The following is a 20,191-nucleotide window of genomic DNA, read 5'->3' as shown; positions in this document are numbered from 1 at the left end:
GGGGCCGCGCCGCCGCACCCGCCATGGCGACCGGCTTCGACGCCCAGAACCCGCCCTTCGATCGCCTGACCCAGCAGGAGGTCGAGGAACTGCGCGCCGCGGCGGATATCGGCTATTTCACGCCGGGCGAGACCATCATCGCCCGCGGCCGCGCTTCCGACGTGCTGCATGTCGTCATCAAGGGCGCGGTGGAGGCGCGCGAGGGGGAGGCGCTGCAGGGCGTGCTCGGCCCGCGCGACAGCTTCGACAGCCGCGCCCTCGTCCATCGCGCCGCCGGCGAGGACTTTATCGCCGCCGAGGAGACGCTCTGCTTCCTGCTCCCGGGCGCCCTGGTGCGCGCACTGATCGCCCGCAACCCGGCCTTCGCCGCCTTCTTCTACGCCGATGTCTCGCGCAAGCTGGAGGCCTTCGCGGAGGCCCGCAGGCCCGAGGGCGGCATGGAAGGCGTGCTGCGCGCGCGCGTGCGCGACGCCATGCGCCACCGCGCGGTGACGATCCCGGGCAGCGCGACCATCGCCGAGGCCGGCCAGGCGATGAGGGAGGCTGATGTCAACGCCCTGTTCGTCCGTTCCGACGGGCGGGTCGGTGTCGTCACCGGCATGAACCTCGGCAAGGCGGCGGTGCTGCGCGGCCTGCCGCTCGACACGCCGGTCGCCGAGGTGACGCATTTCGACGTCGTCTCCGTGGAGGCCGACGATTTCCTGTTCGACGCGCTGCTCGCCATGACGCGGCACAGCAAGCGGCGCCTCGGCGTGCGCGACGGCGATGCCTGGGTAGGCTTCCTCGAGGACATCGACCTTCTCGGGCAGTTCGCCGGCAATTCGCAGCTCATTCCCGGGCGCATCGACGGCGCGCGGAGCGTGGAGGAGCTGGCCGCGCCGGCCCGCGCCATCCAGGACCAGGTGGAACGGCTCTGGCGCCAGGGCGTGAAGGTGGAGGCGATCGCGGAGATCACCTCCGACCTCAACCGCCGTCTCCTCGTGCGCTTGTTCGAGCTGGTCGCGCCGCCATCCATCCGCGAGCAGGGCTGCCTGATCCTGATGGGCAGCGAGGGCCGCGGCGAGCAGACCGTCCGCACCGACCAGGACAACGGCCTGCTGCTCGCCGGCCCGGTGCCCGAGGCCGAGCTCGCCGCATTCCGCGAGGCCTTCTCCGGCGCGCTGGATTCCTACGGCTTCCCGCCCTGCCCGGGCAATGTGATGGTGCGCAACCCGCTGTGGTCGCAGACGCTCGAGGGCATGACGCGGCAATTGCGCGGCTGGATCCAGGAGAGGACGCCGGAGGCGGCGATGAACATCGCCATCTTCCTCGATGCCGTGGCGCTGACGGGCCGCCTCGCCCTGCTCGACGAGGCGAAGGCCGCGCTGTTCGGCATGATGCGCGGGGAGGCGGCGCTGATGGCGCATTTCGCCTACCTGATCGAGAGCTTCGCGACGCCGAGCCTCGGTGTGCTCGGCACCATCATGGCGAGCGTCGGCGTCGGCGAGGACGCGATCGATATCAAGAAGGCCGGCATCTTCCCGATCGTGCACGGCGTGCGGACCATGGCGCTCGACCGCGGCATCGCGGCGACCGCGACTTCCGGGCGCATCGACGCGCTGGTCGCCGGCGGCGCGCTGGAGGAGGGGCTCGGCCGGGAACTGCTCGGCGCGCTGCGCGTCTTCATGGCCTATCGCATAGCCTCCCAGATCGACGCCGTGCGGCGCGGCAACGTCGCCGCGGAGGCGCTGGTGCGCCCCAGCGCCCTGACCTCGGCCGACCGCGATATCCTGCGGGATTCACTGCGCGTCGTGCGCCACTTCCGCGAGGTGATAGGCACCCGGTTCAAGACCTCGGTGTTCTGACGATGATGGGCTGGATCCGCCGCCGTCTCTGGCGCGCCGCGCTCGCGGACCCGGATTTCCTGTTCCTGCTCGACCCGCCGCCGGAGGGGGAGGCGGTGTCGCTCGACTGTGAGACCACGGGCCTCGATCCCTGGGTGGACGAGATCGTCGCCGTCGCGGCGGTGCCGGTGGTCGGCAACCGCATCCTGACGAGCAGCCGCTTCGAGGCCGTGGTGCGGCCGACCCGCATGCCGGAGGCCGGCTCGATCAAGGTGCACGGGCTTCGCCAGCGCGATGTCGCAGCGGGCCGGCCGATGTCCGAGGTGCTGCCGGAACTCCTGCGTTTCATCGGCCCGCGGCCGCTGGTGGGCTACTACATCGACTTCGATGTGCGGATGGTGGACCGCTACGCGCTGCACCAGATCGGCACGCGGCTGCCGAACCGGCGCATCGAGGTCTCGTCGCTCTACTACGACCGGAAGTACGGCAAGGCGCCGCCGGGCACGGCGGTCGACCTGCGCTTCGCCAGCATTCGGACGGAACTCGGGATCCCCGATCTCGGGCAGCATGACGCGCTGGCCGATGCCGTGATGGCGGCGATGATGTGGGTGCAGTTGCGCGACCTGCAGGCGCGTGGGCAGAGGCTTCGGCTGGAGAGGCGGCGCGAGGCGACCGCGGCACCGCTCGGGGCCTGAAGCGACGGCGCGCTGCCCCCTCGAACTCCCCAGGCAGGGGACACGGTTCGCGGCACCCGCGGTGGCTCAAGTACTGGTTTCCAAGGCCTCCGCGGCCTTTGGCGGGGAGAGCCCGAGAAGGGACGGCGCCCCTCTCGGGCCACCCGACGGCGCTGGCGCTCCCCGGCCGGCCCATGGCAGCCTTGCGCGCATGAGCGGCTTCATCCGCCGCGCCGTCGGCGCCGTCGCCAGGGGTTTGAGGCCCTCGCCACGCGAATTCATCCGCGCGCGCGCGCATTTCCACGCCGCCCTGCCCCCCGGCCCGCTGCCCTTCCAGCGCTACGTCGTCTTCGACCTGGAATCGACCGGCCTCAAGCCGACCAACGGCGACGCGCTTCTGGCCATCGGTGCGGTCAGGCTGCACGACACGGAGCCGGCGGATCGGTTCGAGACGCTGATCGACCCCGGCCGCCCGATCCCGCCGGAGGGCATTCGCTACCACGGCATCACGGATGACCGCGTGCGCGGCGCCCCGCGCGCGCCGGAAGCGATCGGCGCCTTCCTCGACTTCGCGAAGGATGACGTGCTGGTCGCCCACAACTGCGCCTTCGACCGCACGCTGCTGTTCATGGAGGAGTACCGCGGCGCGCCGGCAGTGCCGAACCCCCTGCTGTGCAGCATGGCCACCTCCCGCTGGCTCGATCCCGAGGAGCCCGACCATTCGCTGGACGGGCTCTGCGGCCGTGCGGGCATCGTCATCGAGGGGCGGCACGACGCGCTCGGCGATGCCGAGGCGACGGCGGAACTCTGGGTGCACCTGCTGGCCCGCGCCGCTGCGCGCGGGGTAGAGGATCTGCAGGACCTCCTCCGCCGCAGCCGCATGCTGCATGCCATGGCGCAGTCCGCCGAGCATTTCTGATCGGGCTGCGACCCGCTACCAGATCTGGCCCGTGAAACTGCCGAAGGAGCCGCGGCTGAAGGAGCGCACCGCCTTGAGCGCATCGCGCAACTGCGCTCGCTCGGCCCGCGGCAGGGGGGCCGTGTCCACCAGGTTGCCCGGCTCCAGGCCGGCTGCGTGGTCCGCGAGCTGCTGGCGCAGCACGGTGTCGAGCAGCAGGTCGAAGGCTTCCGTGAGGTCCGCGGCCTCGCGGGCGGACAGCGTGCCCCGCGCGGCCAGCGCGGCGAGGCGATCGAGCGTGCCGGTGGCGGCGATGCCGTCGCGCAGCGCCATCAGCCGCGCCGCGGCGACCAGCGGCATCAGCCCATGCAATTTGAAGTCGGTGCGCGTGCCGGGGCCGGGCTCGTTGTCGGCGAAGCCGCCCCAGAGCGTCAGCCCGACGGTCAGCGACTGGTTCTGCGCCGCCATGGCCGCAAGCAGCGCGGGGCTCGCGCCCAGCACGCGGCCAAGATGGGCGCGCAGCGCCTCGGCGGGTGCCGGGTCGCCGGCGGCGGCGCGGAAGTCGAAGGCGATGTCGGAGAACAGCAGCGCGGCGCCGGTTCGCTTCATCGCCCAGTGCTCGAATTGCCGCCGCCACTGAGGCAGGGTTTTCCGCCATAGCGGGTTCATCGCCATGATCCCGCCGGGGCAGAGCGGGAAGCCTGCCTGTTCCAGCCGGCGGTTGAAATCCTCGGCGAAGGCGCGGAACCAGGCGTCCACGCGGTCGTGTTCGGCGTCGGGGTAGTCCTCCAGTATCAGGCCGTTGTCCTGGTCGGGTCGCAAGAGGCTCTCCCCCCGGCCGGCGCTTCCCATCACCAGCAGGGTGAAGCGCAGGGGCGGGGGGGCGTGCGCCGCCAGGACCCGGTCGAGCACGCGGCGATGCAGTTCGACGTTGATGCCGCTGACCAGGCCCACCAGGTCGCGGGCCGGGACGCCCTCCCCGAGCAGAGCGGTGGCGACGCCGGCCTGCGCGCGCTTCACCGCCACGTCGTCGCCCGCGAGCGCGTCGAGGTGGCCGAGCAGCCGGCCCGAGACGGCAGCGAGCGTCTCCGACCGATGCAGCATGCCGCAGCAGCGGCCGTCCGGGTCCAGCACCGGCAGGTGCCGCAGGTGCCCCGCGCGCAGCAGTGCGACCGCCCGCCACAGGCCGGCATCCTCGGTGCAACTGATGACCGGCGCGGTCATGGCGGCGGCGAGCGGCGCCTCGGGCGGCAGGCGGAAGGCGATGCGGCGGGCGACGTCCTGCTCGGTGAGGATGCCGATCGGGCGGCCATCCGCGTCCACCGCGAGCACCGCGGAGGCGCGCGCCTCCGCCATGGCCGCCAATGTTTCCCCGAGCGGGGCCTCGGGCGGGAAGGCGGGTGGCGGCGGCGCCATGGCCCCGGTGACGCCGCCGGTCAGCGCGGCGGCGGGGGAAGGATGGGAAGCGGAAAGGGAATGCCGCATGCCGTGCTGTCCGCCTGTCCCCGGTGCAACCGGGCGAGTATGGCGAAGAGGCGCGGCCGCCGCGATGCGCTATTCGGCCGGCGCCAGCCGCTCGGCGAGCCCCGCCGGGTCGAAGCGCCGCTCGATCTCCTGCCGGGCGGAGACGAAGTGGAAGCGGAGCGCCCCGCGGATCGACGGTGCTTCCCCGACGCGGTTCTCCGGGTGGATCGGCAGGGTCGCGAACAGCGGCGCCTCGGCGAGCAGCGGCATGGTGTGGGAGGGCTGCGGCGGCGATAGCTGGAGGCCCGCGAGATGGCTGCGGATCGAGAAGGTTGTGGCGGTCCCGAGCTCCTCCGGCGGCGGCGGCTCAACCGTCAGGGCCGCGTCGTGCAGGCGCGCCAGCGCTTCGATGAGCGCGACCTCCCGGCCGGGCGCGTGGGGCCGGAGCCAGGCCTCGGCCATGGCGGTCACATCCGCGATGGCGCCGAAGAAGACCTGCCAGCGGCAATGCTGCAGGGCGGCCTGGAACTCGGCCTCGGCGAAGAGCCGCTGCTCGTGCCGGCCCGACTTCACGCGGCAATAGTCGAGTACGGTCTTCTGGGCGACGTAGGCGCCCTGGGCATGGAGGAATTCCCCCAGCCTGGCCGGGTCCGACACCTTGGCGCGGCTGTGCAGGCGCAGCAGGGCAGCCCGAAGTACCGTTATCATCCGTCAAGTAACCTTGTTGCGCGCGGCCGAGGGGCCATGGCAACCTTCTAACAGGAATCCCTGCGAGCCGACCAATCGATCGGGCCGAACCGAGGGGCGCCGCAACAGGCCGGGCCGCGAATGCAGGCATCGGCACAATGAAAAAATGGGGGGACTGAACATCATGCCACTTGCTGAACCGGGATCCGGCCGGCCGACCAGTTCCGAGCCGGCCGTCGATGCGGCCACGGCCGCCGCCTACTGGTCGAAGACGTCAGGCCTGATGTGGACGATGCTGATCATCTGGGCCATCGCGAGCTTCGGCATCCACTTCTTCGCCTCGATGCTCAATGAATACAGGTTCCTGGGTTTTCCGCTCGGCTTCTACATGGCGGCGCAAGGCAGCCTGATCATCTTCGTCGTCATGCTGTTCTGGTTCGCCCGCCGGCAGAACGCCATCGACGCCGAATTCGGCGTGACGGAGGACTGACCGATGGCCGATCCCTCCGCCCGGAAGGGCGACTTCCTCTCGAACCTCGGCAGGATCTACTCGTGGTACACGGGCGGCTTCGCCGCCTTCGTCGTGTTCCTCGCCATCCTTGAACGGGTCGGGGTGCCGAACCGCATCATCGGCTACCTCTTCGTCTTCCTCACCATCGGCGTCTATGCGCTGATCGGCTATCTCTCGCGCACGGCGCAAGTGTCGGAATACTACGTCGCGGGGCGCCGCGTGCCGGCCTTCTACAACGGCATGGCGACCGGCTCGGACTGGATGTCCGCCGCTTCCTTCATCGGCATGGCGGGCACGCTCTACCTGCTCGGCTATGACGGGCTTGCGTTCGTCCTCGGCTGGACGGGCGGGTACGTGCTGGTGGCGATCCTGCTCGCGCCCTATCTGCGCAAGTTCGGCGCCTACACGGTCCCGGACTTCCTGGGCGCCCGCTACGGCGGCAACATCGCCCGCTTCTGCGGCGTGGTCGTGCTGATGTCCGCCTCCTTCACCTATGTCGTCGCGCAGATCTTCGGCACCGGCATCATCGCCTCCCGCTTCCTTGGCATCTCCTTCGAGGTCGCGGTGTTCGTGGGCCTCGCCGGCATCTTGGTCTGCTCGATGCTCGGCGGCATGCGGGCGGTCACCTGGACCCAGGTGGCGCAGTACATCATCCTGATCATCGCCTACCTGATCCCGGTCGTGCTGCTGTCGGCCAAGGTGACGGGCGTGCCCCTGCCGCAGATCATGTACGGGCAGGCGATCGAGCAGATCGAGCTGCTGCGCGTGACCAAGGAGGCACTGACGGGCGCACCATCCCACATCACGCCCTTCCAGACCTACGACGTGCTCAACTTCTTCGGGCTCATCTTCTGCCTGATGGTCGGCACGGCATCCCTGCCGCACATCCTGATGCGCTATTTCACGACGCCGTCAGTGCGCGACGCGCGGCAATCCGTCGCCTGGTCGCTGTTCTTCATCTTCCTGCTCTACTTCACGGCGCCGGCCTACGCCGCCTTCGCCAAGCTGGAGGTGTTCACCAACGTGATCGGCGCGCCGATCGCGAGCCTGCCCGACTGGGTGCGCATCTGGAGCGACATCGGCCTCGTCGCCGTGCGCGATGCCAACAGCGACGGCATCCTGCAGTTCCGCGAGTTCACCATCAACGCCGACGCCATCGTCCTGGCGACGCCGGAGATCGCCGGCCTGCCCTACGTGATCGCCGGCCTGGTGGCAGCGGGCGGACTCGCCGCGGCGCTGTCCACCGCCGACGGCCTGCTGCTCGCGATCGCCAACGCGCTCAGCCACGACATCTACTACCGGATGCTCGATCCGAAGGCGAACACCCAGCGGCGGCTGGTGGTTGCGCGTGCCCTGCTGGTGGTGGTGGCGATCGTCGCGGCCTATGTCGCGAGCACACGGCCCGCCGGCATCCTTGCCATGGTGGCCTGGGCCTTCTCCATCGCCGCCTCCGGGCTGTTCCCGGCACTGGTGATGGGCGTGTGGTGGAAGCGCACCACCTCGGCGGGCGCCATCGCGGGCATGATCGTCGGCTACGGCGTCTGCCTCTTCTACCTGATCGGCACGCAATACTATGCGATGCCGCTCTGGTTCGGGGTGCGCAACATCTCCTGCGGCCTCTTCGGCATCCCGGCGGCGTTCGTCGTGACCTGGGCGGTCAGCCTTATGACGGCGGCACCGTCGAAGGACATGCAGGAGTTCGTCGAGAGCATCCGCACCCCGCGCGGCGGCGTGCGGCTGGTCGCGGGGGAGAAGGCGCTCGACTGAGCGTCTGGCTTCCTGCCGCGCGGGAACGGGGCGGGACCCTTGCCAGGGTTCCGCCCTTCTTTCATGAGAGGTGCCGATGGGTGATGATTTCCTTGTTTCCTACCTACCGTTCTGGATCGTCACCTATGCGCTGGCCGTCATGGGCTGGAGCTGCATCGGTCGCTTCATGATGCAGTTCGTGGTCGCGCCCGACAGCACCAATTACATCTGGCGGGCCTTCCGGGCGCTGTCGGCCGGGCCCGTGGCAGTCGCGCGGCTGATGGTGCCCTCCTATGTCGGGCCGTTCTTCCTGCCGCTGGTCGCGGCCTTCTGGGTCTTCATCCTGCGCATGGGCTTCGGCCTCGCCATGCTGTCGGCCGGCCTCGCCCCGCGCGTCAGTCCGGCGGGGGGCTGACCCGGTGCCGCCGCAGACGCTGTTCACCCTGACGGTCGCCGTCAGCCTGCTCGCGGGCCTTTCGAGCCCGGCGCTCGCGCTCGTCTTCGCGCTCTATCCGCTCTGGCTGCCGGAGATCTTCCCGCGGACGACCGAGGTTGTCTTCTACGGTGCCAGCCTCATCGTCGCGACCGCGACCTTGCTCGCCGCGGCGATCCCGGCGGCCGTGGCCGAGCGGCTGGGTGCGAGCCTCGCGACCGCCATGCGGATCTGGCTGGCGGCGGCGGCGGCCCTGGCGGGCCTTGGCATCCTGGCCAGGTTTTGAAGCCGCCGGTCGGATTCCACTCCCGCTGCGCGAGGCTTCGGGGCATGCTCGGCAGGCTTCGCTCCAGGGCCTGTCATGGAGATCCTTCGGACATTCGCCGACATCTCGATCCGCCGGGCCTGCGGCTTCGCCGCCCTGGGCATCGGGACCGTCATGCTCGCCCTCTCCTACGATCTGGCGCTGGCGCTGCGTTCGGGGGCCGTGCTGACATCGCTGACCTTCGGCGTGATCTGGCTGTGCGCCTGGCGGGCGCCGCACTGGGACGTGCGCAGGACGGAACTCTGGTCGATGGTCGTCGCCGAAGGCCTGCACCTCCCGTCCTCGGGGACGCATGCCGCGCGCCTTGAGGCGCGCGCAGCGCGCGTGCTGCGCGAGCGGCTGTCCTGGCACGCCGAACGCGTCGCGCTGGCGGCGCTCGCCATGTGGATCTGCGCGGGGGGGGCCGCGCTGGTGGACCATCTTCTCGGCGAATGACGCCGGGCCGCCATCGGCTGGGCCCTTCGCGCGAATCATGGCGCGAAGGGTCGGCGGGGCGGTCGCCCGCGTCGCGGAACGCGGTACGATCCGCCCTTCAGCCGCCTCCGCTGAAGGGCGCCTGCGCTCGGCCGATTTCGCCGAGGCGCGCGGTCCAGGTTTCCCCCGCCTGTGGCGCTGCCGTCGGGGAAAGGCCCGCCACCACCAGCAGCGCGCCCGCGGGCAGGCCGCCGAGCGCCCTCGCCGCCGCGGCCGCCGATGCGAAGGCGTCCCGCAGGTTCGTGGGTGCGCCGCGCGGGCGCCGCGGTTCCGCCGCGCAGGCGACTGTCACCGGCCCGTCCGGCAGCACCGCCGCCGGCCCCGCGACGACCAGGCCGAGCCCGGCGAGGTCGGCGGCGCAGGCATTGCCGTCCACCGGGCCATCGCGGAAGCGGCTGGCGGAGACATCCAGCGCGGCATGCACCGCCGCCAGCACGGGCGCGCCGGCCGTGCCGGGCTCCAGCGCCTCGGCCAGCACGCCGATTGCCGCCGCGCTCAGCCTGCCATGGCGTAGGGTGCCGAGCGCGATGGGCGTGCCGCTGCGCAGCAGTCTGGCCTCCAGCATCGGACCGGCCACGGGCTCCCCGAGCGGCCCAGGCGCGAGCCGCAGGCCACAGGGGGCGACGCCGAGGGCCTCGAGCACGGCGCCGGCGATCTCCGCGCCCGTCCCGGGATCCTCCGGGCGCAGCCAGTCGGGCAGCGGGGCGAGCGGATTGCCCTTCTCGAAGGCCTCCGCCAGGTAGGCGGCGGCGCGTGCGATTGCTTCGTGGTCCATGGGCGGTGCCGCATCAGTCGACGCGGATCGTCTCCTCCTCCTGGAAGCCGCCCGGCGGTGTGCCTTCCATCTGCACGGGGGCGCCGGCGTCCCCGCCGCCGCCGTAGAGCTGCTCGGGCAGCCAGGTGACGATGCCGGGGAAGAAATAGACGCAGAACATCGTGAAGACGACGATGTAGATGAAGGGCATGCAGCCGCGGAAGATGTCCTCGAGCTTCACGTGCTTCGGCGCCACGCCCTTGAGGTAGAAGGCGGCCATGGCGACGGGCGGGGAGAGGAAGGAGGTCTGCAGGTTCAGCGCGATCAGGATGCCGAAGAACAGCGGGTCGACGCCGAAATCATCCAGCAGCGGCAGGAAGATCGGCACGAAGATGACGATGATCTCGGTCCATTCGAGCGGCCAGCCGAGCACGAAGATCAGCGCCTGGGCCAGCAGCATGAAGGTGAAGGTGTTGAGCGGCAGAGACTTGAAGAACTGCTCCACCAGTTCCTGCCCGCCGAGATAGCCGAAGACCGAGGAGAAGATCGCCGAGCCGACGAACAGCCAGCACACCATGGCCGAGGTGCGGGCGGTGAGGAACACGCTCTCCTTCAGCTTGGCGATGGAGAAGGAGCGGTAGGCGATGGCGAGGACGATGGAGCCGAGGCTGCCCATCGCCGCCGCCTCCGAGGGGGTCGCGAGGCCCATCAGGATGGCGCCGAGCACCGCGGCGATGAGCAGCGCCAGCGGAAAGAAGGAGGTGACGAGCGCCACCAGGATCCTGCCGAAGGGGACTTTCGCCTCCCCCGGCGGCAGGCGCGGCGCGACGGAGGGCTTCACGATGGCGATGCCCATCGCATAGACGATATAGAGCCCCGCCAGCATCACACCCGGAATGAAGGCCGCGGCGTAGAGCTGCACCACCGAGACGCCGGCCGTCGCGCCGTAGAGGATCAGCATGATGGACGGCGGGATGAGGATGCCGAGGCAGCCGCCCGCCGCCACCACGCCGGAGGCGAGCTTCACGTCGTAGCCGGCGCGCAGCATGGCCGGGAAGGCGAGCAGCCCCATCAGCGTGACCACCGCGCCGACGATGCCCGTGGCGGTGGCGAACAGCGCGCAGGTGGCGAGCGTGGCGACGGCGAGCGATCCGGGGATATTGCCCGAGGCCATCTGCAGCGAGCGGAACAGCCGGTCGAGGATGTTCGCCCGCTCGATGATGTAGCCCATCAGCACGAAGAGCGGGACGGAGATCAGCACGTCGTTCGACATCACCGAATAGGTGCGCTGCACCAGCAGGTCGAAGATGCGGTCCCCCATGCCGAGGTAGCCGAAGAACAGCCCCATCGCCATCAGCGTGAAGGCGATCGGGAAGCCCAGCATGATGAAGAAGAGGAAGAGGAAGAGCTGCAGCAGCCCCAGCGCGCCGTCACTCATTGCGATGCCGCCTTCAGCGTCCGGAGGTCTCGTCCCCGGCGTGCTCGCCGGGGATGTGGCCGGCGGCGAGCTCGCGCGCCAGTTCTTCGGGGTCGTGTTCCGCCGCGGCGGCGAGGATCTGCTGTTCGAGCTCCTCCACGTCGGAGAGCCGTTGCGGCCATTCGCCTTCGCGGATGCAGCGGATGCAGCGCACGACTTCCACCAGGCCCTGCAGCAGCAGCAGGAAGCCGACGATCGGGATGAGGAACTTGAAGGGCCAGATCACCGGACCGGTCGGGCTGAACATGCTGCGCTCGTGCTGCCCGTAGGACTGCATGGCGAAGGTCCAGCCGGAGATCATGAAGGCGATGATGCCGGGGAAGAAGAACAGCAGGTACAGCACCAGGTCGAACTTCGCCTGCAGCGTCGGGCGGAAGTTGCGGTAGAGGAAATCCCCGCGCACATGGCCGTTGCGGCTCAGCGTGTAGGCGCCCGCCATCATGAACAGCGTGCCGTAGAGCATGTAGGAGACGTCGTAGGCCCAGGAGGTCGGCGCGCGGAAGGCGTAGCGGGCGACGACCTCGTAGACCACGGCGAAGGTGAGCACGACGACCGACCAGGCGAAGACCTGGCCGATGACGGTGCTCAACCGGTCGATGCCGAGAAGCAGGCGCTGCATGGGTCGTGTCCCGTGACGGCGGGCCATGAAAAAGCCGCCGCCCCGCAAGGTTCGGGGCGGCGGCCTCGCTGCGTCAGGTCAGCCCTGGCGCGCGAAGAAGTGGTTGTAGGCGATCACCGGGCTCGCCTCGTAGCGCAGGTAGAAGCTGCCGACGCGGCGGCACCATTCGCGCTGGCTGTCGCAGACCTTCTTGAAGAAGGCGCCGGCGGCGGGGGAGGAAGCGTCGCCCTCCAGCCGCGCCACCACGCGGTTCCAGGCCTGGAGCTGGGCGTCGAGCACCGGCCGCGGCGTCTGGCGCACCTGCACGCCTTGGCGCGCGACCATCTCGGCGAGGTCCTTCGAGTAGCGGTCCTGCTGCTTCCAGGACATGTCCGCCGAGGCGCTTTCCGAGGCGTATTTGATCACCGCCTTCAACTCGGCCGGCAGGGCCTCGAACTTGGCCTTGTTGAACAGGACCTCGAAGCTTTCCGTCCGCTGGTGGAAGGACTGGATCATGTAGACCTTCGCCACGTCCGGGAAGCCGAGGACACGGTCGGAGGAGGGGTTGTTGAACTCGGCGCCGTCGATCACGCCGCGCTCCAGCGCCGGCACGATCTCGCCGCCGGGCAGGGAGACGACAGCGGCGCCGAGTTCCGCGAAGAGATCCGCCGCCAGGCCGACGGTGCGGTACTTCAGGCCGCGGAGTTGGTCGGCGCGCTCGATCGGGTTCTTGAACCAGCCGAGCGGCTGGGTCGGCATCGGCCCGGTCATGAAGGCGACGACGTTGACCTTGACGATGTCGTTCAGCAGCTCGGTGTAGAGCGCCTCGCCGCCGCCGTAGTGGTACCAGCCGAGGAGCTGGTTGGCGTCGCCGAACCAGGGCGGCGAGGTGCCGAACAGGCTGAAGGCCTTGTTCTTGCCGAACCAGTAGGCGGGCACCCCGTGACCGCCATCGAGCGTGCCGGCCGAAACCGCGTCCAGAAGCTGGAAGGCCGGCACCACGGCGCCGGCGGCGAGCAGTTCGAGCCGCAGCCGTCCGCCGCCCATCTCGTTCACGCGCTTGACGAAATCGCCGGCGAATTCGTGGAAGATGTCGCGTTGCGGCCAAGTGGACTGGAAGCGCAGCGTCACGGTCTGCGCCCGGCTGACATTCGGCTTCGCCAGCACCGCGGCGCCGACGCCGCCCGCCGCGGCGGCCTTCAGGAAACCTCGCCGCGCTGGCCGCGGCGCCTTCTCGTCCGTCATTCGTTCCTCCCGGGTTGCCGATTCGGCAGTGGCCGATTCCGGCACGTTAACCCTGGAAATCCAAATATGTGACGGTGCGGCATCCTGCAATGGTTCTATCGAACGCGAAATACTTTCGAAGGTGTATCGGTGCTTCGCGCCCGAACTACTTCGTCACGAACGCCTTTTCGACCACATAGGTTCCGGGGGCGTTGTTGGCGCCCTCCTCGAAGCCGCGCGCCTCCAGCATTTCCTTGCAGTCCCGGTTCATCGCCTCGGAGCCGCAGAGCATCACGCGGTCATGCTCGGGGCTCAGTTCCGGCAGGCCGAGATCGGCGAAGATCCTGCCGCTTTCGATCAGCGCGGTGATGCGGCCCTGGGTGCGGAACGGCTCCCGCGTGACGGAGGGGTAGTAGAGCAGCTTGCCGCGGACCATCTCGCCGAGGAAATCGTGCGCCGGCAGGTCCCTCTCGAACAGCTCCCGATGGGCAAGCTCCGCGACCTCGCGGACGGTATGCGCCACCACCACGTGCTCGAAGCGGTCATAGACCTCGGGTTCGCGCGTCAGGCTGAGGAAGGGGGCGAGGCCGGTGCCGGTCGCCAGCAGCCACAGCGTCCGCCCGGGCTTCAGATTGTCCGTCACCAGCGTGCCGGTCGGCTTCCTGCCGATCAGCACCGTGTCGCCCGCCCTGATGTGCTGCAGGCGTGAGGTCAGCGGGCCGTCCTGCACCTTGATCGAGAGGAATTCGAGCTCCTCCTCCCAGGGCGGGCTGGCCATGGAATAGGCGCGCACCAGCGGCTTGCCGTTCACCATCAGCCCGATCATGGCGAATTCCCCGGCGCGGAAGCGGAAGGTCGCATCCCGCGTGCAGCGGAAGGAGAACAGCCGATCGGTCCAGTGATGGACCCAGGTCACGCGCTCGCCGAAATAGGCGGCGGGGATCACGGGGGCGGCGGGGGCAGGGGCGTCGTTCATGGCGGCAAGCCTTGTGCTGCGCTGCCGCAGCGGGTGCAACAGGAAAGCACCGCTGTCCTTGCGCTTCTACGGCCCACGGTCTCTCCTGCGCGCATGACCGACCTGCCCCAGGGTGTTCCCTTCGACCCCGAGACCGACCCGCCGGTGGGCCCGCGGGTGGATGCCACGCCGCGGCCATTGCCCGCCCGCATCCCGCACCGCGGCCGCGCCGTGGACCTCGAGCCGCTGCATGTCCGCCACGCGCCCGAACTCTGGCGCGCCGCGCAGGGCCAGCCGGCGGAGGCATCCTGGGCCTATCTCGGCTACGGGCCCTTCGCCTCGGAAGCCGCGATGCGCGCCCATGTCGGCGCCTTCGCCGCCACCCACGACCCGATGGCCTGGGCGGTCCGCCCGCACGCCACCGGCACGGCCGATGGCTGGCTGACGCTCATGGAGATCCATCCGGCGCACGCGCACATCGAGATCGGCCACATCTGGTTCTCGCCGCGCATGCAGCGCACGCGCGCGGCGAGCGAGGCGATGTTCCTGCTGATGCGCCACGCCATGGACGAGCTCGGCTACCGGCGTCTGACCTGGAAGTGCAACGCGCTCAACATGCCCTCCCGCCGGGCGGCGGAGCGGCTCGGCTTCACCTATGAGGGCACGCTGCGCAACGTGCTGGTGGTGAAGGGAAGGCGGCGGGACACCGCGTGGTTCTCGATCCTCGAGGATGAATGGCCGGGCAGGCGCGATGCCATCGCCGCCTGGCTGGACGACGCCAACTGGGGGCCGGATGGCCGGCCGAAGCGGAGCCTCTCGGCATTCCGGGGGTGAGAGACCCTTCGGGCATGCGCCGGATGGCGCATTCTCGATGCCGGCACCGGCCGGCACACCCACCGGGCCACCCATCCAGGATGCTGTCGTTGGGTGGCCAGGTGGCGTGCAGGCCGGCGCCAGCATCCTCAATCGGTCACTGACCGGGGAGCTGTCGCCCAGGCGCCACGGCGCCGTCACGCGCATGCAACGCGGCACCTGTAGAGCGCGCCCGTTCCATTCCGAACGGGGGTTCCATGCGCCGTCTTCTGCTCGCCACCGCCCTGATCGCCGCCAGCCCGGCATTCGCCGACCAGCGCTTCGAGGCGACGCTCGCCGGCCACGCCATCCTGCCGGCCGCGACCTTCGTCGCGCCGCCCGAGGGCGCCCCGCCGGGTTTCGCCGTCTCCGGCCGCTTCACCGGCCCGGGCAACCTGCGCAACGAGCAGGTCGGCAGCATGCCGGGCGACACCGGCGCGATGCACGGGCGCCGTCCGACCGGCCTCTCGCTGCCCTTCCGCGGCCAGCCGGTGCAGGGCTTCTCCGGCATCAAGCCGGTCGCCGGCGAGCCCGGCGCCTATTGGGTGCTGACCGACAACGGCTTCGGCAACCGCCGCAACAGCCACGACGCGCTGCTGATGGTGCACAAGGTGCGGCCGGATTTCGCCACCGGCCAGGTGGCGGTGCTGCAGACGATCTTCCTCTCCGACCCTGAGCGGCGCGTGCCCTTCGTGATCGCGACCGACCCCTCGCCGACGCGCTTCCTGACCGGGGCGGATTTCGACATCGAGAGCATCCAGCCGATGCCGGACGGCTCCTTCTGGATCGGCGACGAGTTCGGGCCCTTCCTGATCCATGTCGACGCGCAGGGCCGCGTGCAGCGCGTGGTCGAGACGCGGATGGACGGCCAGGTGCTGATGTCCCCCGACAACCCCGCCCATGCCGTGCCGGCGACGCCTACGGGCACGGTCGCCTACCGCGTGCGCCGCTCGGGCGGCTATGAGGGCATGGCCGCGGCGCCGGACGGATCGCGCCTCTACGCGCTGCTCGAGCAGCCGCTGTTCGCACCGAATTCGGACCAGGCCGAGGGCCGCTACCTGCGCATCCTGGAATTCGATACCGCGCGTGCCGAGTGGACCGGCCGTGTCCTGCGCTACCGGCTGGAGGAAGGGGCCACCGCGATCGGCGACTTCAACATGATCGACGACCGCCGCGCCCTGGTGATCGAGCGCGACAACGGCGAGGGCGACCCCGGCCTCGCCTGCGCGCAAGGGCAGCAGAGCACGGCCGAGCGCCCCTGCTTCCCGCTGCCCGCCCGCTTCAAGCGCATCTACCTGATCGACCTCGGCGCCGCCGATGCGGAAGGCTTCGTGCGCAAGATCGGCCATATCGACCTGATGGCGATCCGCGATCCCAACGGCGTCGCCCGCCAGCGCGGCGACCGGCCGCAGGGCGCGCCGAACGACCACTTCACCTTCCCCTTCTTCACCATCGAGGACGTGGCGATGGTCGATGCCGATCACATCATCGTCGGCAACGACAACAACCTGCCCTTCAGCGCCGGGCGCCACCTGACGCGGGCGGACGACAACGAGCTCATGCTGCTGCGCGTGCCGGAGTTCCTGCGGGCGCGTTGAGCCCGCCTGCGGCGGCGCGCGTGGTTGTCACGCCGCCGCCGCGGGTCCAACCTTGGCCGCTCACGGAGCCGGAGCGGACGAGATGGCCGAGGATCGAGTAGGGGCCTTTGTGCCAGGGGCGCGGGTTGAACGCGCCGGCGCTGGCGAGGGCCCGCTCGCCGGCCTGACCTTCGCGGTGAAGGATCTCTACGACGTCGCCGGAATCGTCACCGGCTACGGCAACCCCGATTGGGCGCGCAGCCATCCGCCGGCGACCTCCGACGCCGCCGTGGTGACGGCGCTGCTCGAGGCCGGCGCGCGGCTGGTCGGCAAGACCAAGACGGTCGAGCTCGCCTACGGCCTGACCGGCGAGAACGTCTGGTACGGCACGCCAATCAACCCCGCGGCGCCGGACCGTTTCCCGGGCGGATCCTCCTGCGGGTCGGCGGCCGCGGTGGCGGCGGGGCTCTGCGACATCGCCATGGGTTCGGACACGGGCGGATCGGTGCGCATCCCGGCCTCCTATTGCGGCATCTACGGCATCCGGCCTTCTTGGGGATCGGTGAGCCTGACGGGGGCCTGCCCGCTCGGTCCGGCCTACGATACGGCCGGGTGGTTCGCCGCCCGCGCCTCCCTGCTGCGCCGCGCGGGAGAGATTCTCCTGCCGCCGGGCGGGGAGGGGCCGCTCGGCCCGCTGCTGAAGGTGCAGGAGGCCTGGGTGAATGCCGACCCGGCGACGGCCGCGGCGCTTTCCGACGGCTTGGCGGCGACGGAATCGGTGCTGGGCAAGGCGCTGTCCGCCCAGGTCTCCCCGGAAGGGCTCGGCGCCTTCTACGAGCATTTCCGCTGCGCCCAGGCGGTCGAGGCCTGGACCAGCCTCGGCCCCTGGATCGAGGCGACCGACCCGTCCTTCGGCCCGGGGGTGAAGGAACGCTTCGCCGCGGCCAAGGCGATGGACCCGGCCAAGGGCGAGGCCGGCCGCGCCTTCCGCCGCGTCGTCCAGGCGCGGCTGCGCGGGCTGCTCGGCGGCGGCGCGGTGCTGGTCTACCCGACCTCCCCGGCGCCGGCGCCGCTGCTGACGGCGTCCCTGTCGGAACAGAACGCGGTGCGTGAGAGGAGCATGGGCGTGACGGCGATCGCCGGGCTCTGCGGCCTGGCGGAGGTGACCATCCCGGCGGGGCGTGTCGGCGGCGCGCCGGTCGGGCTTTCCCTGGTGGCGGCGCCGGGCCGAGACCGCGCGCTGCTGGAACTTGCCGAACGTGTCGCTGCCATGGCGGGGCTGCCGGTCTGATGATCACGATCCGCGACGCCGGCCCTGGCGACCTTCCGGCCATCACCGCCATCTACGGCCACCATGTGCTGCACGGCACCGGCACCTTCGAGGAGGAGCCGCCCACCGAGGCCGAGATGGCGGCCCGCATGGCCAGGGTGCAGGGCGAAGGCTGCGCCTGGCTGGTGGCCGAGGACGATCGGGGCGAAGTGCTCGGCTACGGCTATTTCGCGCCGTTCCGGCCGCGTTCCGCCTATCGCTTCACCGCCGAGGATTCGGTTTATGTCCGCAATGACATCCGCGGCCAGGGCGTGGGCAAGGCGCTGGTGGCGGAACTGCTGGCACGGGCCGAGGCGAAGGGGATCCGCCAGATGATCGCGGTGATCGGGGATTCGGAGAATGTCGGCTCGATCGGGCTGCACATCTCGCTCGGCTTCAGGCAGGCCGGCGTGCTGAAGGCAGTGGGGATGAAGTTCGGCCGCTGGGTCGATGTCGTGCAAATGCAGCGCGCGCTGGGGGCGGGGGAGCGCACGCTGCCGGATTGATGCCGCCGAGCCTTGCTGATGACGTCGTCAACGGCAAGGCGAACGGTATCGCGCGCAGGGTGCGTGTGGCGGCCGCGCGCCGGACCAGGACCCTCAGGCCGGGTCAGCCGAGGGCCTGGCCGGCATGAGGCGTTGCGCTGTGCGGCGTCGCGCCCCATCTGCCCGGTCATGGATGTCAGGCGGCCCGTCCGGGGGCCGCCGCGGAACCGAGGGAAGGCGCAGCCATGACTGCAGGCGACCCGACGACCCGCCCCGACCTTGAACGGGCTCTTCTCGACCCGCCGGCGGTGTTCGGTACCCCCGAGGCGGTCCTCGCCCACCCCGCGCTCACGCCGGAGGAGAAGATCGAGATCCTGCGGCGCTGGGAATATGATGCCGCCGACGTGGCCGTGGCGATCGAGGAGGGCATGCCCGGCGGCGATGAGACGCTGCTGCGGCGCATTACCCTCGCCTTGCAGCAACTCGCCGGGCCGCTCGATCTTGACCGGACCGGGCCCAGCAAGCAGCACGGGCTGCCGCGCGCCGCGGTCACGCCGAAGGCCTGAGCGCCGCCGGCCCGGTCAGCCCGGCCGGAAGCGGGCGAGCGCGAGGGCGTCTTCCCGCAGCGCGGCGGCGACCTCCTCGCGCGCTGTTGCCGAAACCGCCACCACCGCCACGCGGTCGAACCACCCGGTCCGGTTCCGCGCCCGTCCCTGGAACAGCCGGTCGAGCGCCATCGCCGCCGCCGAACGCCCGGCACAGCAGGCGCAGCCGAAACGGTGCGCGGGGCGGGGCGCAAGGCGTTCCGTCGCGACGAAACCCGGGCCGAGCTGCGGCGCATCGGTCAGCAGCGCCGCCGGGCCGCCGGCGCCGAGCCAAGCTGCCAAGTTGTCCGAGTCGGCGAGGATGGTCACCGGAATGCGGGCGTCGGAGGGCATCGCGTGCTGGACATAAGGATATCTTTATGACTATGTCCAGCCCATGGACGAACTCCTCACCCAACTCCGGGCCGCCGCCGAGCCCACGCGGCTGCGCCTGCTCGCGCTCTGCGCGCGCGGGGCGTGGTGCGTGTCGGACCTGGTGGCGATCCTCGGCCAGTCACAGCCGCGGCTGTCGCGCCACCTGAAGCTGCTGGTCGAGGCCGGGCTGCTGCTGCGCACGCCCGAAGGGGCCAATGCCTGGTTCCAGGTGCCGACCGAGGCCGACCTCGCGCGCCAGATCCTCGCCCGCCTGCCGGAGGACGACCCGCTGCTCGCCGCCGACCGGCGCGCCGCCGCGCGGCTGGCGGCCGAGCGCGCCCGCGTGGCCTCGGACTCCTTCCGCCGCCATGGCGCGGACTGGGACGAGATACGCGCCCTCGGCCTGCCGGGGGCGGAGATCGAGGCGGCGCTGCTCGGCGCCCTGCCGGCGCGGGTCGGGCGGCTGCTCGATATCGGCTGCGGCACGGGCGGGCTGCTGGAACGGCTCGCCTCGCGCATCGAGGAAGGGGTCGGCGTCGATGCCTCCCGCGACATGCTGGCGCTGGCGCGGACCAGGCTCGCCGAGCGCGGGCTGTCGCACATCGCGGTGCGGCAGGCGGACATGTACCGGCTGCCGCTGGCCGATGCCTCCTTCGACGCCGTCACGCTGCAGATGGTGCTGCATTACGCCGAGGATCCCGCCGCGGCGCTCGCCGAGGCCGGGCGCGTGCTGAAGCCGGGCGGTGTGCTGCTGATCGTCGATCTCGCGCCGCATCAGCGGGCCGACCTGCTCGGCGCGCATGCGCATCGCTGGCCGGGCTTCGACGATGCCGAGATCGCCGGCTGGCTCGGCGCCACAGGCTGCGCCGCCGCGCGCAGCGAAACCATCCCGGGCGCATTGCCCGTCCGCCTCTGGGTCGCCGAACGCAAGACCCGGCCTGTCTCCGTCCTGACCTTCTGAAAGCT

The 20,191-nt window shown here is 70.7% G+C and carries 22 protein-coding genes; 14 read left to right on the top strand and 8 right to left on the bottom strand.

Annotated elements, in window-relative coordinates:
• Positions 1-23: 23 nt before the first annotated feature.
• From GXW74_RS23360 to GXW74_RS23350, 3 genes are all read left to right on the top strand, one after another.
• Positions 24-1,844, top strand: a complete 1,821-nt coding sequence (locus GXW74_RS23360) for a DUF294 nucleotidyltransferase-like domain-containing protein (RefSeq protein ID WP_211849005.1) — start codon at positions 24-26, stop codon at positions 1,842-1,844.
• 2 nt (positions 1,845-1,846) lie between these two features.
• On the top strand, positions 1,847-2,518 hold the full coding sequence (locus GXW74_RS23355; RefSeq protein ID WP_211849004.1) for a 3'-5' exonuclease: 672 nt from the start codon (positions 1,847-1,849) through the stop codon (positions 2,516-2,518).
• A 190-nt stretch (positions 2,519-2,708) separates the two neighbouring features.
• The gene (locus GXW74_RS23350) at positions 2,709-3,416 is read left to right on the top strand and encodes a 3'-5' exonuclease (RefSeq protein ID WP_211849003.1); all 708 of its coding nucleotides are present in this window, start codon (positions 2,709-2,711) and stop codon (positions 3,414-3,416) included.
• Between the two features lie 15 nt (positions 3,417-3,431).
• Here GXW74_RS23350 and GXW74_RS23345 read toward each other — a convergent pair whose 3' ends face one another.
• The gene (locus GXW74_RS23345) at positions 3,432-4,880 is read right to left on the bottom strand and encodes a DUF294 nucleotidyltransferase-like domain-containing protein (RefSeq protein WP_211849002.1); all 1,449 of its coding nucleotides are present in this window, start codon (positions 4,878-4,880) and stop codon (positions 3,432-3,434) included.
• Between the two features lie 69 nt (positions 4,881-4,949).
• On the bottom strand, positions 4,950-5,567 hold the full coding sequence (locus tag GXW74_RS23340) for a hypothetical protein (RefSeq protein WP_211849001.1): 618 nt from the start codon (positions 5,565-5,567) through the stop codon (positions 4,950-4,952).
• A 163-nt stretch (positions 5,568-5,730) separates the two neighbouring features.
• On the opposite strand from GXW74_RS23340, the gene GXW74_RS23335 reads away from it, so the two are divergent.
• The 5 genes from GXW74_RS23335 to GXW74_RS23315 all read left to right on the top strand — a co-directional run bounded on the left by GXW74_RS23335 (position 5,731) and on the right by GXW74_RS23315 (position 8,996).
• A complete protein-coding gene (locus GXW74_RS23335) occupies positions 5,731-6,036 on the top strand; it encodes a DUF4212 domain-containing protein (protein WP_211849000.1) in 306 nt (101 codons plus the stop codon).
• A gap of 3 nt (positions 6,037-6,039) precedes the next feature.
• Positions 6,040-7,824, top strand: coding sequence for a sodium:solute symporter family protein (locus tag GXW74_RS23330; RefSeq protein ID WP_211848999.1), 1,785 nt, complete (start codon positions 6,040-6,042; stop codon positions 7,822-7,824).
• A 76-nt stretch (positions 7,825-7,900) separates the two neighbouring features.
• The gene (locus tag GXW74_RS23325) at positions 7,901-8,218 is read left to right on the top strand and encodes a hypothetical protein (RefSeq protein WP_211848998.1); all 318 of its coding nucleotides are present in this window, start codon (positions 7,901-7,903) and stop codon (positions 8,216-8,218) included.
• Between the two features lie 4 nt (positions 8,219-8,222).
• Positions 8,223-8,522 carry a hypothetical protein gene (locus GXW74_RS23320; RefSeq protein ID WP_211848997.1) on the top strand — a complete coding sequence of 100 codons (300 nt, stop codon included), beginning with the start codon at positions 8,223-8,225 and terminating at the stop codon, positions 8,520-8,522.
• Positions 8,523-8,597: 75 nt separating this feature from the next.
• Positions 8,598-8,996, top strand: a complete 399-nt coding sequence (locus GXW74_RS23315; RefSeq protein WP_211848996.1) for a hypothetical protein — start codon at positions 8,598-8,600, stop codon at positions 8,994-8,996.
• Positions 8,997-9,093: 97 nt separating this feature from the next.
• Here GXW74_RS23315 and GXW74_RS23310 read toward each other — a convergent pair whose 3' ends face one another.
• The 5 genes from GXW74_RS23310 to GXW74_RS23290 all read right to left on the bottom strand — a co-directional run bounded on the left by GXW74_RS23310 (position 9,094) and on the right by GXW74_RS23290 (position 14,064).
• A complete protein-coding gene (locus GXW74_RS23310; RefSeq protein ID WP_211848995.1) occupies positions 9,094-9,810 on the bottom strand; it encodes a hypothetical protein in 717 nt (238 codons plus the stop codon).
• Positions 9,811-9,823: 13 nt separating this feature from the next.
• Positions 9,824-11,227, bottom strand: a complete 1,404-nt coding sequence (locus tag GXW74_RS23305; protein WP_211848994.1) for a TRAP transporter large permease — start codon at positions 11,225-11,227, stop codon at positions 9,824-9,826.
• 13 nt (positions 11,228-11,240) lie between these two features.
• Entirely contained in the window at positions 11,241-11,885 is a 645-nt protein-coding gene (locus GXW74_RS23300) for a TRAP transporter small permease subunit (RefSeq protein ID WP_211848993.1), read from the bottom strand.
• Positions 11,886-11,963: 78 nt separating this feature from the next.
• Complete coding sequence (locus GXW74_RS23295) at positions 11,964-13,109, bottom strand: TRAP transporter substrate-binding protein (RefSeq protein WP_211848992.1); 1,146 nt, start codon at positions 13,107-13,109, stop codon at positions 11,964-11,966.
• Positions 13,110-13,254: 145 nt separating this feature from the next.
• Entirely contained in the window at positions 13,255-14,064 is an 810-nt protein-coding gene (locus GXW74_RS23290; RefSeq protein WP_211848991.1) for a ferredoxin--NADP reductase, read from the bottom strand.
• A 93-nt stretch (positions 14,065-14,157) separates the two neighbouring features.
• On the opposite strand from GXW74_RS23290, the gene GXW74_RS23285 reads away from it, so the two are divergent.
• From GXW74_RS23285 to GXW74_RS23265, 5 genes are all read left to right on the top strand, one after another.
• Positions 14,158-14,877, top strand: a complete 720-nt coding sequence (locus GXW74_RS23285) for a GNAT family N-acetyltransferase (protein ID WP_211848990.1) — start codon at positions 14,158-14,160, stop codon at positions 14,875-14,877.
• A gap of 236 nt (positions 14,878-15,113) precedes the next feature.
• The gene (locus GXW74_RS23280; protein ID WP_211848989.1) at positions 15,114-16,493 is read left to right on the top strand and encodes an esterase-like activity of phytase family protein; all 1,380 of its coding nucleotides are present in this window, start codon (positions 15,114-15,116) and stop codon (positions 16,491-16,493) included.
• Positions 16,494-16,575: 82 nt separating this feature from the next.
• Positions 16,576-17,763 (top strand): amidase, encoded by a 1,188-nt coding sequence (locus GXW74_RS23275; RefSeq protein ID WP_211848988.1) that lies wholly within the window; start codon positions 16,576-16,578, stop codon positions 17,761-17,763.
• Positions 17,763-18,287: a GNAT family N-acetyltransferase gene (locus GXW74_RS23270; RefSeq protein ID WP_246523955.1), complete on the top strand. Its 525-nt coding sequence runs from the start codon at positions 17,763-17,765 to the stop codon at positions 18,285-18,287. Before GXW74_RS23275 ends, GXW74_RS23270 begins: the two co-directional genes overlap by 1 nt.
• A 224-nt stretch (positions 18,288-18,511) precedes the next feature.
• Positions 18,512-18,832 carry a hypothetical protein gene (locus tag GXW74_RS23265; RefSeq protein ID WP_211848987.1) on the top strand — a complete coding sequence of 107 codons (321 nt, stop codon included), beginning with the start codon at positions 18,512-18,514 and terminating at the stop codon, positions 18,830-18,832.
• Positions 18,833-18,847: 15 nt separating this feature from the next.
• On the opposite strand, the gene GXW74_RS23260 is transcribed toward GXW74_RS23265, so the two are convergent.
• Positions 18,848-19,204, bottom strand: coding sequence for a hypothetical protein (locus tag GXW74_RS23260; RefSeq protein WP_211848986.1), 357 nt, complete (start codon positions 19,202-19,204; stop codon positions 18,848-18,850).
• Positions 19,205-19,247: 43 nt separating this feature from the next.
• Between GXW74_RS23260 and GXW74_RS23255 the strand changes: the two genes are divergently transcribed.
• Positions 19,248-20,186, top strand: coding sequence for an ArsR/SmtB family transcription factor (locus GXW74_RS23255; RefSeq protein WP_211848985.1), 939 nt, complete (start codon positions 19,248-19,250; stop codon positions 20,184-20,186).
• Positions 20,187-20,191 lie beyond the last annotated feature (5 nt).

This window comes from Neoroseomonas eburnea (genome assembly GCF_018129005.1).
Lineage (GTDB): Bacteria > Pseudomonadota > Alphaproteobacteria > Acetobacterales > Acetobacteraceae > Neoroseomonas > Neoroseomonas eburnea.
Note: the sequence above shows the minus strand (reverse complement) of the source record. Positions and strands in the feature narration are given on the sequence as shown.